Annotated in this window: 15 protein-coding genes and 1 pseudogene (1 of these 16 cut by a window edge); 3 read left to right on the forward strand and 13 right to left on the reverse strand. The window is 66.2% G+C overall.

Going from position 1 to position 14,145, the window contains the following annotated elements:
* On the reverse strand, nt 1-316 hold the start of the coding sequence (locus K728_RS0112755; protein ID WP_443110976.1) for an IclR family transcriptional regulator. The gene continues 428 nt to the left of window position 1, outside the view; 316 of the gene's 744 nt are visible here — the first part of the coding sequence; it begins with the start codon at nt 314-316; the stop codon falls past the left edge of the window.
* Nucleotides 317-384: 68 nt separating this feature from the next.
* On the opposite strand from K728_RS0112755, the gene hutH reads away from it, so the two are divergent.
* Nucleotides 385-1,962: a histidine ammonia-lyase gene (gene hutH / locus K728_RS0112760; RefSeq protein WP_024476928.1), complete on the forward strand. Its 1,578-nt coding sequence runs from the start codon at nt 385-387 to the stop codon at nt 1,960-1,962.
* A gap of 5 nt (nt 1,963-1,967) precedes the next feature.
* Here hutH and K728_RS0112765 read toward each other — a convergent pair whose 3' ends face one another.
* Nucleotides 1,968-2,699 (reverse strand): mycothiol-dependent nitroreductase Rv2466c family protein, encoded by a 732-nt coding sequence (locus K728_RS0112765; protein WP_024476929.1) that lies wholly within the window; start codon nt 2,697-2,699, stop codon nt 1,968-1,970.
* Between the two features lie 168 nt (nt 2,700-2,867).
* Here K728_RS0112765 and K728_RS0112770 point away from each other — a divergent pair, with 168 nt between their 5' ends.
* Nucleotides 2,868-3,692 carry a siderophore-interacting protein gene (locus K728_RS0112770; RefSeq protein ID WP_024476930.1) on the forward strand — a complete coding sequence of 275 codons (825 nt, stop codon included), beginning with the start codon at nt 2,868-2,870 and terminating at the stop codon, nt 3,690-3,692.
* A 123-nt stretch (nt 3,693-3,815) separates the two neighbouring features.
* Here K728_RS0112770 and K728_RS0112775 read toward each other — a convergent pair.
* The 3 genes and pseudogenes from K728_RS0112775 to pyrR all read right to left on the reverse strand — a co-directional run.
* Nucleotides 3,816-4,466, reverse strand: a pseudogene (locus tag K728_RS0112775) (amidohydrolase family protein); the annotation flags it as partial.
* Complete coding sequence (locus K728_RS0112780) at nt 4,463-5,467, reverse strand: aspartate carbamoyltransferase catalytic subunit (RefSeq protein WP_019482814.1); 1,005 nt, start codon at nt 5,465-5,467, stop codon at nt 4,463-4,465. The pseudogene K728_RS0112775 and the gene K728_RS0112780, both read right to left, overlap by 4 nt.
* Nucleotides 5,464-6,069 carry a bifunctional pyr operon transcriptional regulator/uracil phosphoribosyltransferase PyrR gene (gene pyrR / locus K728_RS0112785; protein WP_192813077.1) on the reverse strand — a complete coding sequence of 202 codons (606 nt, stop codon included), beginning with the start codon at nt 6,067-6,069 and terminating at the stop codon, nt 5,464-5,466. Before pyrR ends, K728_RS0112780 begins: the two co-directional genes overlap by 4 nt.
* Before the next feature lie 192 nt (nt 6,070-6,261).
* Here pyrR and K728_RS0112790 point away from each other — a divergent pair, with 192 nt between their 5' ends.
* The gene (locus tag K728_RS0112790; RefSeq protein ID WP_024476964.1) at nt 6,262-7,428 is read left to right on the forward strand and encodes a PrsW family intramembrane metalloprotease; all 1,167 of its coding nucleotides are present in this window, start codon (nt 6,262-6,264) and stop codon (nt 7,426-7,428) included.
* A gap of 74 nt (nt 7,429-7,502) precedes the next feature.
* On the opposite strand, the gene nusB is transcribed toward K728_RS0112790, so the two are convergent.
* The 8 genes from nusB to ruvX all read right to left on the reverse strand — a co-directional run.
* Entirely contained in the window at nt 7,503-7,913 is a 411-nt protein-coding gene (gene nusB, locus K728_RS0112795; protein ID WP_019482817.1) for a transcription antitermination factor NusB, read from the reverse strand.
* A complete protein-coding gene (efp, locus tag K728_RS0112800; RefSeq protein WP_019482818.1) occupies nt 7,910-8,473 on the reverse strand; it encodes an elongation factor P in 564 nt (187 codons plus the stop codon). Before efp ends, nusB begins: the two co-directional genes overlap by 4 nt.
* A 146-nt stretch (nt 8,474-8,619) precedes the next feature.
* Nucleotides 8,620-9,729: a 3-dehydroquinate synthase gene (gene aroB / locus K728_RS0112805; RefSeq protein WP_024476965.1), complete on the reverse strand. Its 1,110-nt coding sequence runs from the start codon at nt 9,727-9,729 to the stop codon at nt 8,620-8,622.
* A 26-nt stretch (nt 9,730-9,755) separates the two neighbouring features.
* Nucleotides 9,756-10,283: a shikimate kinase gene (locus K728_RS0112810; RefSeq protein ID WP_019482820.1), complete on the reverse strand. Its 528-nt coding sequence runs from the start codon at nt 10,281-10,283 to the stop codon at nt 9,756-9,758.
* Entirely contained in the window at nt 10,283-11,482 is a 1,200-nt protein-coding gene (gene aroC / locus K728_RS0112815; RefSeq protein ID WP_024476966.1) for a chorismate synthase, read from the reverse strand. Before aroC ends, K728_RS0112810 begins: the two co-directional genes overlap by 1 nt.
* Nucleotides 11,483-11,514: 32 nt before the next feature.
* A complete protein-coding gene (locus K728_RS0112820; protein WP_024476967.1) occupies nt 11,515-12,426 on the reverse strand; it encodes a shikimate dehydrogenase in 912 nt (303 codons plus the stop codon).
* Entirely contained in the window at nt 12,427-13,665 is a 1,239-nt protein-coding gene (mltG, locus tag K728_RS0112825) for an endolytic transglycosylase MltG (RefSeq protein WP_024476968.1), read from the reverse strand.
* A partial coding sequence (ruvX, locus tag K728_RS0112830; RefSeq protein ID WP_024476969.1) for a Holliday junction resolvase RuvX occupies nt 13,662-14,145 on the reverse strand: 484 nt, incomplete at its 5' end. The genes ruvX and mltG, both read right to left, overlap by 4 nt.

The following is a 14,145-nucleotide window of genomic DNA, read 5'->3' on the forward strand; positions in this document are numbered from 1 at the left end:
CCAGCCGGTCCAGGGCTGCCCCCGCCAGCGAGACCAGGGACTCGTGGCTGAGCGCCTGGGCGCCGAGCTGGACGATGCGCATCCCCGGCCGGTACCCGTCGTCGTCCTTCCGGACGAAGCCGGTGGACTCGAGGGTGCGAAGCAGTCGCAATGCTGTGGAGGCTGAGAGCGTGGCGTCCCGGGCGGCGTCGGCCAGGCTGACCACACCCCGGTCACACACGGTGCCGAGGAGGAGTAACGCGCGTTCAACGGTGCGGGTCGATGCGTCGGCCATCTGGTGCCTCCTTTTGACGCTGGGTCTTGCATTGCTGGTCATAATGCATTTCACTTATTGAAACGCTCTTTTCATTCATTGGCAAGACTTCTTGTGAAAGCGGGTCTCAGGTGGGCAGTACCCAGACCGTCAACGTGGGCGTCGGCGCCCTTCGGCCGGACGACGTCGTCGCGGTGGCGCGGCATGGCGCCAAGGTCAGCATCCTTGAGGAGTCCATCCTCGCGATGAAAGCGTCCCGGCAGGTGATCGAGGAGCTGGTCAACGACCCCATTCCTCATTACGGCGTGTCCACCGGTTTCGGCGCCCTGGCCACCACGCATATCCCGGTGGCGCAGCGCACCCAGTTGCAGCGAAGCCTGATCCGCAGCCATGCCGCGTCCTCCGGCGCCGAGGTGGACCGCGAGGTGGTGCGCGGCCTGATGCTCGGGCGGCTGTCGACGATGGCTACCGGACGCACCGGGGTCCGCCCGCTGGTGGCCCGGACCTACGCCGCACTCCTCAACGCGGGCATCACGCCCGTGGTTGGCGAGTACGGGTCGCTGGGCTGCTCCGGCGACCTGGCCCCGCTCTCGCACATAGCGCTCGCCCTGATGGGTGAGGGGGACGTGCGGGACAACGACGGCGTCCTGCTGCCCGCCGCGCAGGCGTTGGCCGCCGCGGGAATCACCCCGGTGGAGCTGCGCGAAAAGGAAGGGCTCGCCCTGATCAACGGCACTGACGGGATGCTCGGCATGCTGATCATGGCCTCGGCGGACCTCCACCGGCTCCTGAAAACCGCCGATCTCGCCGCGGCCATGAGCGTTGAGGGACTCCTCGGAACGGACAGCGTGTTTGCCGCCGATATCCACGCGCTCCGCCCCCACCCGGGTCAGATATCCTCGGCCGCGAACATCCGCCGGCTCCTGGCGGGGTCGCCGCTGATCCAGCAGCATTCGGCCAGTGAACTCAGCGAACACCGCAGCACCCGGGTGCAGGACGCCTATTCGCTGCGCTGCGCCCCGCAGGTCCATGGCGCCGCGCGGTCAACGCTTGCCTACGTCGAATCGGTGGCTGCCATCGAACTGGGATCGGCCATCGACAACCCGGTGGTGACCGTTGACGGTCGGGTGGAGTCCAACGGCAATTTCCATGGCGCCCCCGTAGGGTACGCACTCGATTTCCTGGCGATCGCCGTCGCCGATGTGGCTTCCATGAGCGAACGCCGCACCGACCGTTTCCTGGACAAGGCCCGCAACCACGGTCTGAACCCGTTCCTTGCGCATGATCCGGGTGTCGACTCCGGCCACATGATTGCCCAGTACACGCAGGCCGGGATTGTGTCCGAACTGAAGCGGCTCGCAAACCCCGCCTCAGTGGATTCCATCCCCTCCTCGGCGATGCAGGAAGACCACGTGTCGATGGGCTGGTCAGCCGGTCTCAAACTCCGCCGCGCACTGGACGGGCTGACGCGGGTGCTGGCCATCGAGATCCTCACCTCGGCGCGTGCCCTGGACATGCGCGACGGCGGTCTGGCCACCTCGCGCAGTGCAGTCGGGCCGCACGCGGTGCGCGCGGCCGTCCGTCAGGTGGTCGAAGGACCTGGCACCGACCGGTACCTGGCGCCGGAGATTGAGGCGGTTCGTGTCCTGGTGGACAACGGATCTTTGCTCACCGCGGTGCAGGATGCGCTGGGCGACGCGCTGGCCTAGGCCACCTACTTTTTGGTCCGGCGGCTACCGCCGTGCCAGTCCTCCTGAACACCGGTGTCCCCGGCTGGAACGCCCAGTGCGGGGAGTTGTGGACGCTCTCTGAGGCTGCGCTTCAGCTCTGCGAACCCGGCGAAGCCAGCCAACCCGACGACGTGGTCCCACAGCTGGACTGCCTCGTCATCGCTGGGCAGACGGCTGATGACCGGGCCGAAAAACGCCACCCCCGTGGGCGGCTTGAAGTGGATGATCGGGGTGCCCACATCCTTGCCGGTGAGGGCCAGCGCTTCATCACCTTCGGACTGGATCAGGCTGTCGAACCCTGCGTCGTCGAGCGCAGCAGCCAGGTCGGCAGGCAGCCCGGCACTGGCCAGGATCTGTTCAGCGAACGCACGGGTGCCACGACGGTCCACGGCCGGATCGCCGTCGTCGGGAACCGGGTCCGATTCGAAAATGTGCTTGCCGCAGGCGGCGTAGAAGGCTCCCACCGCCTCTGGTCCCTGCTCGACGCGAGCACGTGCGGCCACCCTGAGCAGCCGGAGCCCTGCTGTGTGCCCGGCCTCGTATTCCGGCGGGAAGTGCGAGGCATAGTCGAGGTGCGAGTTGATCAACCGTAGCGAAATGAATCGCCACTCAACCGCGTAGTCCCGCTGGCCCATCACCTGGCGGACCCATTTACTGGTCATCCAGGCGAAGGGGCAGACGGGGTCGAAATAAAAGTTGATGTCGGCGTCGCTCACGCCCCAACGTTAAAGTGCCTCTGCACGTAGGTCAACCATCATGCACCCCTTGGATGCAGTTAATTAGTACATAGCTGGTCAGGCGTTTTTACGGGTCGGGGTAGGGTCAAACTACCTGTTTTCGGGGCCCGGAACCCGGTTCCCTACGAGCTAAAGGAGTTCGACCCCATGAGCGTTGCCCCGGTGCGCAAACCCAAGCCGCAGACTGTTCTGACTGTCCAGAGCACCGAGTGGTTGACCCCAGCCATGGTGCGGGTGGTGGCGGGGGGCGAGGGGTTCACCGCGTTCGGGCGCAATGAGTTCACCGACAGGTACGTGAAGATCCATTTCGCCAGGCCCGAACTCGGTCTGGTGCCCCCGTACGATCATCAGGCACTCCGGGAGACACTCGACCCCGCCGACCTTCCCGTCACCCGGACCTACACTCTGCGCTGGGTGGACTACGCCGCGCAGCGTCTGGCCATCGACTTCGTGGTGCATGGCGACGAGGGGCTTGCCGGACCGTGGGCGGCCGCGGCCCAGCCGGGAGACACCCTGGTGGTGACCGGTCCCGGCGGCGGGTACGCTCCCGATACCACCGCCGACTGGCACCTCTTCGCCGCCGATGAAACTGCCATGCCCGCTGTGGCCGCGGCGCTGGAAACACTCCCGGCCGACGCCGTCGGGCTGGCCTTCATCGAGGTGGAAGACGACGCCGACCACCAGGACCTCACCGCTCCTCCGGGTGTTGACCTCGTCTGGCTGTACCGCCGCGGGACCACCGCGGGCACCCTGCTGGCAGCGGCTGTGCGGCAGGCGCGGTGGCGCACCGGCCGGGTGCAGGTTTTTGCGCATGGGGAGCGGGAGGCCATGAAGCAGCTCCGCGATGTCTTCTTCGTGGAGCACGGCCTGAACCGCAGCCAGGTATCACTGTCGGGCTATTGGGCGCTGGGACGGACCGAGGACCGGTTCCAGGCTGAAAAGCGGGAACCGGTCGGCAAGATCCTCGACTGAGCCGTATCCGTGCCGGAGTGCACGAAGGACTTGTGGCCGCTAGCCCGCGGGAAGCGGCTCGGGACGGGGTTTGCGCTGCAGCAAGCCCATCGCCGGCTCGACCAGGCGGGCCGCAACGGGACCGATAATCGCGGTTAGCAGCACATATGCGGTGGCCAGGGCAGCCAACTCCCCGGTCACGGCGCCCTCATTCATCTGGGCCCCCTCGGTCAGCCGGGGTTCCTGCGCGTGCTGGGCGATGACTCCGTCGAACGCCTTCACATACTCCAGCGCCCGGCGCATCAGGACGGGGTCGCTGACGCACACGCCGTCGTCGGAGAAGACGCGGACTCGCGCGCGGGAGTCGGCCATGGCGCCGAGCTCAGCCAGCTGGGTGCCCCCGAGTCCTACGGTGACGGCACCGACCGGCCGGACTTCCACCCAGCCGGCGCGCCGGCCCAGGCTGTACACCTGCTCCACCACTCCGGCGGTGTCCGCGACGGGCGTGCTGTTGGCCATCGCGTGCACGGCCGTGAACCCGCCCCTGGCTGCCGCCCGGGTACCGGTCTCGACGGTTTCGGCGTCCTCCCGGCCCGGTTCGCGGAGGTGGGTGTGAAGGTCCACCAGGCCGGGGAGGGCGATCAGGCCGTCAGCGTCAATCACCTCGGCACCGGCGGCTGAAAGTCCCTGGCCGACGCCGGCGATGATCCCGTCGGCAATCAGGAGGTCTGCCCGTTCCCGGCCGAGCAGCGCTGCGCCGCGGATGAGATAGCGGGCCGGGGCTGGTGCGTTCATCGTGGGTTCTCCTGGGTGGGTTCGGTGGCCGGCGACTGGTGTTCGTCGCCGGAGAGCAGCAGATACAGGGCGGCCATTCTGACGGAGACCCCGTTGCGGACCTGGGCCAGGACTGTTGAGCGGGGAGAGTCGGCTGCCGCCGCCGATATTTCCAGGCCCCGGTTCATCGGACCCGGGTGCATGATGACCGTGTGGTCCAGGCCGTGGGTATCGAGGGCCGCCAGCCGGGCGTCGTCGAACCCCCACCGCCGGGAGTATTCGCGGGTCGAGGGGAAGAAGGCCGCGTTCATCCGTTCGGCCTGCAGCCGCAGCATCATCACCGCGTCGGGTCCGGCGGCCAGCGCCTCGTCCAGGTTGTAGGTGATCCGGCAGGGCCACCGTTCGGCACCGACCGGGACGAGGGTGGGCGGCGCAACCAGGGTGACCGAGGCGCCGAGGGTTTCCAGCAGCCACAGGTTTGAGCGGGCGACCCGGGAGTGCAGGACGTCGCCGACGATGGTGACGGCCATGCCCGACAGGTCGGATCCGACCGATGGTACGCCCGAGATTTTCGCCCAGTGGCGCCGGAGGGTGAACGCGTCGAGCAGCGCCTGGGTGGGATGTTCATGCATCCCGTCCCCGGCGTTGATCACTGCTGCGTCGATCCAGTCCGACGTCGCGAGCCGGGCGGGCGCACCGGAAGCCCAGTGCCGGATCACTACGGCGTCGGCGGACATCGCTTCGAGGGTCTGGGCCGTGTCCTTGAGCGATTCGCCCTTGGACACCGAGGAGCCCTTGACGGCGAACGTGATGACATCCGCCGAGAGTCGTTTGGCTGCGGCTTCGAAGGAAATCCGGGTGCGGGTGGAGTCCTCGAAGAAGAGGTTCACCACGGTGCGTCCGCGCAGCGCCGGAAGCTTCTTGATCTCCCGTTCACCGACCGCCGACATTTCCTCGGCTACGTCCAGGATGCGGATGGCGTCCTGCCTGGACAGGTCGCGGGTGGAGAGCAGGTGCCTCATGCGGGGCCCTCGATGACAACCTCGTTGATGGGTTCCCCGTCGACGGCATCGATTTCCGCGAGGTGGACCCTCACCTTCTCCGCCGAGGAGGTGGGGAGGTTCTTGCCCACGTGGTCGGCGCGGATCGGCAATTCGCGGTGGCCCCGGTCCACCAGGACCGCCAACCGTACCGCCCGCGGCCGGCCGAGGTCCACGAGAGCGTCGAGGGCAGCCCGGATGGTCCGCCCGGAATACAGGACGTCGTCGACGAGGACCACTACCTTGTTGTCAATGCCCGACGGCGGCAGCTGGGTTGGCAGTGGTGGCCGGGTGGGGTGGTGGCGCAGATCATCCCGGAACATGGTCACATCGAGCTGGCCGACGATCGCGGTGGGGTCCAGTGGCGAACCGGTGGTCTGGTTTTCGGCGGCAGCGATTTTCCGGGCCAGGCGCTGGGCTAGCGGATAGCCACGACGGGGGATGCCCAGCAGCACCAGATCGGTGGTGCCCTTGTTGGCTTCCAGGATCTCGTGGGCGATGCGGGTTAGCGCTCGGTCAATATCGGCTTCGGCGAGAACGACACGCGAAAGAACACTCTCAGACTGAGGTGCGGGCATAGTCATTGGACGCTTCCTCCTTCCCCGCCTCACAGGACGGAATTTAAAGGTTGGTTGCGATGTCAAAACTATCACAGCGCGCCCCGGCTTCCCTGTGACGCTTCCTCCTGTGACACATCCTTCTGTGACGGCTTAGCCCTGCGACGGCACACCCCTGCGACGTTCTACCCCGTGACGATCTACCCTGTGAGAATGACTATGTCGGCGCCACCGCCCTGGGAATCACAGCAACCTGTTCAGCCGGTCTGGGACCGGGCTGTGCGCCGGGGGCCCGGCGTCGTCAATGTGCTGCTGGTGATTATCGCGGCGCTGGTCCTCGTGGTGCTCGCCTGGTTCCTCAGCAGCAGCCTTGGTGGCGGGGCCCTGATTTCATGCGGGATCCTCGCCCTGATCCCGCTGTCCATCTGTATCGCCGGGCTGATGTGGATTGACCGTTGGGATCCTGAACCCCGCGGTGCCCTCTGGTTCGCGTTCCTGTGGGGTGCCGGAATCTCGGTGGTCGCAGCCCTGCTGCTGGGTAGCTATGTCACTGAGTTGCTGTCCCTGGCGTTGGCCTCCACCTCCTCCGACGTGATTGGGCCGGTGCTGCAGGCGCCACTCGTGGAGGAAATCGCCAAGGGGCTCGGCGTCCTGGTGCTGGTCTTCTCCCGGCGCAGCCATTTCGACGGACCGGTGGACGGCATTGTGTACGCGGGGATGGTCGGCGCGGGCTTCGCATTCACCGAGAACATTCTCTACTTCGGTGCCGCGGCACTGGATGGCGGCGGGCTGGGCGGGCTGGTCGCCGTGTTCGTGATCAGGGGCCTGTTCTCGCCGTTCGCGCACGTCATGTTCACCGCCGCCCTGGGCGTGGTGCTCGGGCTGGCGGTAGCCCGCAGCGGCACGCGCTTCATTTTCCCGGCCTTCATTGTGGGCCTGGTTCCGGCGATCGCCGGGCACATGCTGTGGAACGGCGGCCTGCTGGTACTCTTCACCGACTTTTTCGAGTTCTATTTCCTGATTCAGCTGCCCCTGTTTCTTGCTGCGCTGGCCAGCATCATGGCACTGCGACGGGCCGAGCGGCGGGTCACCGAAGACCGGCTCGGCGGTTACGCGGCAGCCGGCTGGTTCACTGGCCAGGAGGTCCACATGCTGGCCACCCGGGGCGGCCGGTCACAGGCGCTTGGCTGGGCCCGGCGTATCGGCCGGCAGCGCACCATGAAGGCATTCATCAGGTCCGCCACCCGGCTGGCCTTCACCCGGCAACGCATCATGGCCGGGCATGACCTGCAGCTCAACGTCGGCCGGGAACAGCTGCTGCTGGCCGACGTGACCCGGCTCCGCCACGAGTTACTGACGACGGCGGCGGCCAACACCCGCGGCTGAATCTCCGAGCGTCCGAGCGTCTGCCCCTGGGCCTGCCAGGGAGCGCGGCGTCCGGGATGGCGCGGAATTGCTGTCTAGGCGAGCAGCGTCGGTTTCAGCTGCTGGAGACGCCCCAGCAGACCGTTGACAAACGCTGGAGATTCGTCGGTGGAGAGCATTTTCGCCAGCTCCACCGCCTCGCTGACGGCGACGCCGTCGGGCACGTCCGCGTTGTACAGCAACTCCCAGGCGCCCACCCTGAGGATCATGCGATCCACGGCTGGCATCCGGTCCAGGGTCCAGCCCTGTGAGTAGGTGCCAAGGAACTCGTCGATTTGCTCGCCCTGGGTCATGACACCCTCGATGATGTCCACTGAGTAGGGGGCAACCACCGTGTCGGTCTTTTCCCGACGGGCCTTGAGCGCTTCGAGTGGTGAAACGGCGCGCTGCTCCGCTTCGAAAAGGATGTCCAGTGCCCGGCGTCGGGCTTTACTGCGGGCACTCACTCGTTGACGCGTCCCAGGTAATCGCCGGTGCGGGTGTCAACCTTGACCTTGGTCCCGGTTTCCAGGAACAGCGGAACCTGGATGTCGTAACCGGTTTCGACAGTGGCCGGCTTGGTGCCACCGGTGGAGCGGTCGCCCTGCAGCCCAGGCTCGGTGTAGGTCACTTCGAGAACGACCGACGGCGGAAGCTCAACGTAGAGGGCTGACCCTTCGTGCATGGCAATGGTGACCATGAGGCTCTCCAGCATGAAGTTCTCGGCCTGACCGACGGTCTTGCCCGGAACGGTGAGCTGATCGTAATCAGACGTGTCCATGAACACGAAGTCTTCGCCGTCCTTGTACAGGTACTGGTAGTCACGACGGTCCACTGTGGCTGTTTCGATCTTCAGACCGGCGTTGAAGGTCTTGTCGACTACCTTGCCCGACAGGATGTTCCGCAGCTTGGTGCGCACAAAGGCGCCGCCCTTGCCTGGCTTGACGTGCTGGAACTCGAGAACGTTCCACAGGTTGCCTTCGAGCTTCAGCACCGTGCCGTTTTTGATGTCGTTTGTGGTAGCCACAGGTCTCTTTCGGGTAAAACAGCGACGTCCGGGCAGTAAGCATCCGGAGGCCACATGCGATGAGGTGGGAAAAGTCCAGAGCCCATTCTACCCTGTGGTGCAGGAGGCGGCTGCGGCGGGTGTCGCGGGTGACCTGCCGGGTGCTCCTACGAAGCGATTTCCTGGTACGCGGCGAACAGCAGCGAAGTGTCGGGGACTTCCAGCATGCCGGGACGGGCGAGGCCATCGAGCACGACGAAGCGCAGCAGGTCACCCCTGGACTTTTTGTCCCGGCGCATGCCGTCCAGCAGGGCGGCCCAGCGGTCCCGGCGATACGTCACCGGCAGCTCAAGGAGTTCGAGGATACTGCGGTGCCGGTCGGCTGTTTCGTCGCTGAGCCGCCCGACCATCCGGGAGAGTTCCGCGGCGAACACCAGCCCCACTGAAACGGCTGCACCATGCCGCCAGGAATACCGCTCGGCCAGTTCGATGGAGTGGCCGAGGGTGTGGCCGTAGTTGAGGAACTCTCGTCGTCCGCTTTCCTTGAGATCGGCTGACACGATCTCGGCCTTCACCGCGACCGCCCGTTCAATGAGTTCGCGGACCGTCGCTGAACCGCCGTCGGACACCGCTGCGGGGTCTGCCTCGATCAGGTCGAGGATACGTGGATCGGCGATAAAGCCACATTTGACCACTTCAGCCATCCCGGTGAGCAGTTCGTTGCGGGGTAGCGTCGCGAGGGTGTCAAGATCGGCCAGGACAGCGGCGGGCGGGTGGAACGCGCCAACCAGGTTCTTGCCTTCGGCTGTGTTGATACCGGTCTTGCCGCCCACTGCGGCGTCAACCATTCCCAGCAGGCTGGTGGGCAGGTGGACCACCTTGACGCCCCGCAACCAGGTGGCCGCAACGAAGCCAGCGAGGTCAGTCACGGCGCCACCGCCCACCGCCACGACTGCGTCGGAGCGGGTGAAGTCGTTCTGGCCCAGGACCTGCCAGCAGAACGCGGCGACCTGGATGTGTTTGCCTTCCTCGGCGTCGGGGATTTCGGCCGTGACAGCGGTGAATCCCGCATCGGCCAGTTCGGCCCGCACCGTGTCGCCGGTGCTCCTGAGTGCCCGCGGGTGGATCACCAGGACGCGGCGAACCCGCTCCCCCAACACAGCCGGGAGCCGTTCCAGCAGCCCGTGCCCGATGACTACCTCGTAGTTCTCTGCCGCCTGGGTTCCGGTGACGTTGATAACGGTCGGCTCTTTGCTGACTGTCGGCTCGTTGGCCATGACTGTCCCTTCGTTGGTCTGATCAGCTACGACTGTGTCAGCTGAAACTGTTGGATGAGCTCGGCGACGAGCTGGTCAATGGAGCGGCCCCGCGTATCAAGGACGCAGTCGGCCAGGCCTTCGTAGACTGGCCGCCGCTCCCGATCCATCCGGGTCCAGGCCTCCACCGGATCGCCGGCGAGAAGCGGGCGGCTCCGGTCCCGGGTGATCCGGCGACGCACCGTGGCTATGTCAGCGTCCAGGAAGACCACCCGCGCCCCGGCGAGCAGCGCGCGGGTCCCCTCGTCGAGGACGGCTCCCCCACCGAGCGATACCACCTGGTGCGCCGGCGCCTCGGTGAGCACCTCGGCAACCACCTGGGCCTCGAGCGTCCGGAAAGCCGGTTCACCCTGCTTCTTGAAGATGGTGCTGATCCGCCCGTGCCGCGCAACGATGATCTGGTCAGTGTCGACGAACGGCCAGCCCAGCCGTGCGGCGAGGCCCGCGCCGACCGCTGACTTACCGGTAGCCATCAGTCCGATGAAGACCACCGGTCCGACGCCGGGTGAAGCCACTAGTTCCCAGCCGAGTTGAGCGAGGTGGGAATGGCCGCCAGATAGGCTGCCAGGTTGCGTGCTGTCTCCTGGACAGAGTCCCCACCGAACTTCTCGGTGACCGCTTCGGCGATGACCAGGGCCACCATGGCTTCGGCGACCACCCCGGCGGCGGGGACTGCGCAGACGTCGGACCGCTGGTGATGCGCGCGGGCGGCGTCACCGGTGCTGACATCAATGGTGCGCAGGGCTCGTGGCACGGTGGCGATGGGTTTCATGGCGGCACGGACCCGCAGTGTGTCGCCGATGCTCATCCCACCCTCAATCCCGCCTGCGCGGTTGCTGGTCCGCTCGATCATGCCGGAGTCACCGCGCACAATCTCGTCGTGGGCTTTTGACCCGCGTCGCGCGGCAGTGAGGAACCCGTCGCCCACCTCGACGCCCTTGATGGCCTGAATGCCCATCAGTGCTGCCGCGAGGCGGGAGTCCAGGCGCCGGTCCCAGTGAACGTAGCTCCCCAACCCTGGTGGCAGCCCGTAGACCACCACCTCCACCACCCCGCCGAGTGTTTCACCCTCTTTGTGGGCGGCGTCCACCTCGGACACCATCGCGAGGGAGGTTTCGCGGTCGAAGCAGCGCAGCGGATCCTGATCCAGCGCGATCACATCGGATGGCCCGGGCAGGGGTGAACCTTCGGGGACTGCTACCGACGCGATGGCGACCGTGTGGCTGACCAGGGAGATGCCGAGCGCTGACAGGAAGCGGGCGGCTACTTCTCCCAGCGCAACCCGGGCGGCTGTCTCCCGCGCGCTGGCCCGTTCCAGCACGGGACGCGCCTCGTCGAAGCCGTACTTCTGCATTCCGGTGAAGTCCGCGTGTCCCGGACGGGGGCGGGTCAGTGGCGCGTTCCGGGCGAGTTCGGATAACTCGGAGGGGTCCACCGGGTCGGCTGACATGATCTGGTCCCACTTGGGCCATTCGGTGTTGCCCACCTGAATCGCCACGGGTCCGCCCTGGGTCAGCCCGTGCCGGACACCGCCGATGATGCTGACCTGATCCTGCTCGAACTTCATTCGGGCGCCACGCCCATAGCCGAGCCGCCTACGGGCCAGCGCAGCCTGAATGTCACTGCTCGTGATCTCCACGCCTGCAGGCATTCCTTCAATAATTCCCACCAGTGCCGGTCCGTGGGATTCTCCGGCAGTTAACCAACGCAACATGCCTCCAATCCTGCCACGGTGTCGCTGCTGTTTCAGCGCGAGGGCGCTCCGACTGCGTCACACATGACTTTTAGGACCGGCAGATCGTCGGTGAAAGCACCGCCGGAGAACAGCCTGACCTGCTCCACCGCCTGATAGATCAGCATCTCCAGTCCCGGCACGATGGCCCCGCCTCGGGCCTGCCAGACGTCAGCGAGGGGACTCGGCCAGGGGTCATAGGCAACGTCCAGGAGCACCGGCTGGACCCCCGCCAATGCTTCCGGAGCGCAGGACACTTCCTGGGCGAGCGAATCAGCCCCATGCGGAGGGAGGGTGGAGATGGCGACGTCGGCGTGTCGCAGACCCTCCACGGCGTCGTTCCACCCGCGGACAGCGACGTGGAGCCCGAGGGAGCGTCCGAGGACCTCCAGGGGTGCAGCACGCTCAGGGGATCGGACAAAGACGGTGACCCGGGTGGCACCCAGTTCCTGCAGGGCGGCCAGGGAGGCGGCAGCGGTCCCGCCGCCACCGAGGATCACCGCAGTCTCCGGCGGTACACGGACTCCGCCGTGCCTGAGCGCACCCACAATGCCTGCGACGTCCGTGTTGTGGCCGGTCAGGACGCGGTCTCCCCCCGCGCCGTCGACAGTCACAGTGTTGAGCACGCCCAACGCAGCTGCGTGCCCACTCACCTGGTCGACCAGGTCAACCATCGCTGCCTTGTGCGGCATGGTCACCGACAGTCCACGCCAGCCGTCAGCCGTCCGGACCTGGCTGACAAACGACTGGAGGTCTTCGGGCAACACCTCGATGGCCTCATAGCTGCAATCAAACCCCAGGAGCCGATAGGCGGCCCGGTGAAGCGCAGGCGATTTTGAGTGTCCGATCGGTGACCCAATCACTGCTGCCCGCAGTGGCTGCCGGGCGCGGGCTGTGCTGGCGGCGGCGTGCGCCGACCGATTCACCTAGCTGCACCGGCCGGGGTTGTCAGCGCACCAGGCCTGGTATTCCGCGACATAGACGGCGTGCTCGGCGAGTGTTTCCGAGAACTTTGTTTCGCCTGTGTCGAGGTCAACGGTGACCCAGTAGTAGAAGGGCACGTCCGCGGGATTCACCGCGGCATCGATTGCTTCGGCACCGGGTGACCCGATTGGCCCCACCGGCAGACCCGGGTTGGCGAAGGTGTTGTACGGGTTGGACTCGTCGGCGCGTTCCTCTTCGGTGAAGTCGAAGCTGCGCCGGTCCAGCCCATAGGTGACCGTCGCATCCGACTGGATTAGCCCGTTCGTCTCGGTGTTGTCTTCTCCGAGCCGATTCTCGATAGCCCCGGAGACCGCGGCGTAGTCGGCTTCGCCGGCCTCGGCCTCGATGATGCTGCCGATCGTCAGAATTCTGAACTGCTCCTCCGGATCGGTGACACCCGCGTCCTCGAGGAGGGCGAATGTCCCATCGACCATCGTCTGGATCATCTCGGTTGCGGTGGCGTCGACGTCGAACCGGTACTCTCCCGGAGCGAGATAGCCTTCAAGGCTCCGAGCGTCGTCGGGAAGCCCGAACTGGGTGGGATCGGCGGCCAATTCTTCAAACTCGTCCCGCGCGATGCCGGTCGACTCGGCGAGAATGTCAAGCGTTTCCCCCTGCCGAAGTCCCTGCGCGACAGCCGCGTAGAGGACCTTGTTCGCTTCGACGTCCAGCAGTGCCAGCGCCGCACCCTCGGAGGACATCTGGTAGCTGAGTTCGTACTCGCCGGGCTGCACTTCGCGTCCGTCTGCCACTTGTTGCAGCGCGGAAACGAATTCGGAACCGTCAGCGACAATATCGACAGATTCCAGGCCGTTGCCGATGGCGAGTGGGCCCGCACCCTCGGGCACCGTGAAGACAACGCTGCCTTCGCCGGGTCCGGGATAGTCGGTGATATCGTCCAGTCCAAGGAGATCGCGAAGCATCAGGGACACCGCAACGACTACCCCGATGAATCCGAGGATGACCACCAGCATGACGATGGTGCGACGACGGCGGCGACGCTGCCTGGCTTTCGACGGACGGCGGTTGCGCCGGTGGCCCGACCGGGGTTCGAAGAACTGTTCGACGGGTTCGACTGTTTCGTCGTGGGAACCCTCGTACCCGTCGTCGTGCTGGGCGTCGTCGGTGTGACGCTCCGGTTCGCTGTCGGCGGCCGGGAACTGGGGGTGGTGGTGGCTCACAGTTCCAGGTTCCTTTCGCGGCTGTTCTCCGTAATGTCCTGCTCCTTGTTAAGGGTCAGCGGGTCCCCTTGTGGGCGGGCCCGCTGCCGCGCTGCGACCGGATCCCCCACATCCCGCATTTGTGACCTTTGCATATCCATGGCGTGCTGCAGAATTTCGACAGCCGCCGCCTGATCTACCACCTTACGGTGATCGCGGGTATTCAAGCCAGCTTGCCTCAGGGAACGGTGTGCCGAAACGGTGCTCAACCGTTCGTCGATCAGCCGGACGCTGGCGGTGAGACCGGCCCTCTGGATCGCGTTCGCCAGCTCCAGCGCATAGCCGCGGGCCATCTCGGCGGACGCCGATTCGGTGCCGCTCAGGTTCCGCGGCAGACCCACGAACACCTGGACGGCCTCCCGTTCGGCAATCTCCCGGACCAGAATGTTGAGGTCCGATTTTTTCTTCAGATCCCGTTTCATCGTCCGGACGGGGGTGGCG

Source organism: Arthrobacter sp. CAL618 (assembly GCF_000468215.1).
Lineage (GTDB): Bacteria > Actinomycetota > Actinomycetes > Actinomycetales > Micrococcaceae > Arthrobacter_D.

What these genes read in the sequence shown, in the direction of transcription:
- aroC (WP_024476966.1), bottom strand. Translation starts at nt 11,482, where the DNA reads ATGTTGCGTTGGTTAACTGCCGGAGAATCCCACGGACCGGCACTGGTG.
- K728_RS0112790 (WP_024476964.1), top strand. Translation starts at nt 6,262, where the DNA reads ATGTCGGCGCCACCGCCCTGGGAATCACAGCAACCTGTTCAGCCGGTC.
- aroB (WP_024476965.1), bottom strand. Translation starts at nt 9,729, where the DNA reads ATGGCCAACGAGCCGACAGTCAGCAAAGAGCCGACCGTTATCAACGTC.
- pyrR (WP_192813077.1), bottom strand. Translation starts at nt 6,069, where the DNA reads ATGACTATGCCCGCACCTCAGTCTGAGAGTGTTCTTTCGCGTGTCGTT.
- K728_RS0112770 (WP_024476930.1), top strand. Translation starts at nt 2,868, where the DNA reads ATGAGCGTTGCCCCGGTGCGCAAACCCAAGCCGCAGACTGTTCTGACT.
- K728_RS0112780 (WP_019482814.1), bottom strand. Translation starts at nt 5,467, where the DNA reads ATGAGGCACCTGCTCTCCACCCGCGACCTGTCCAGGCAGGACGCCATC.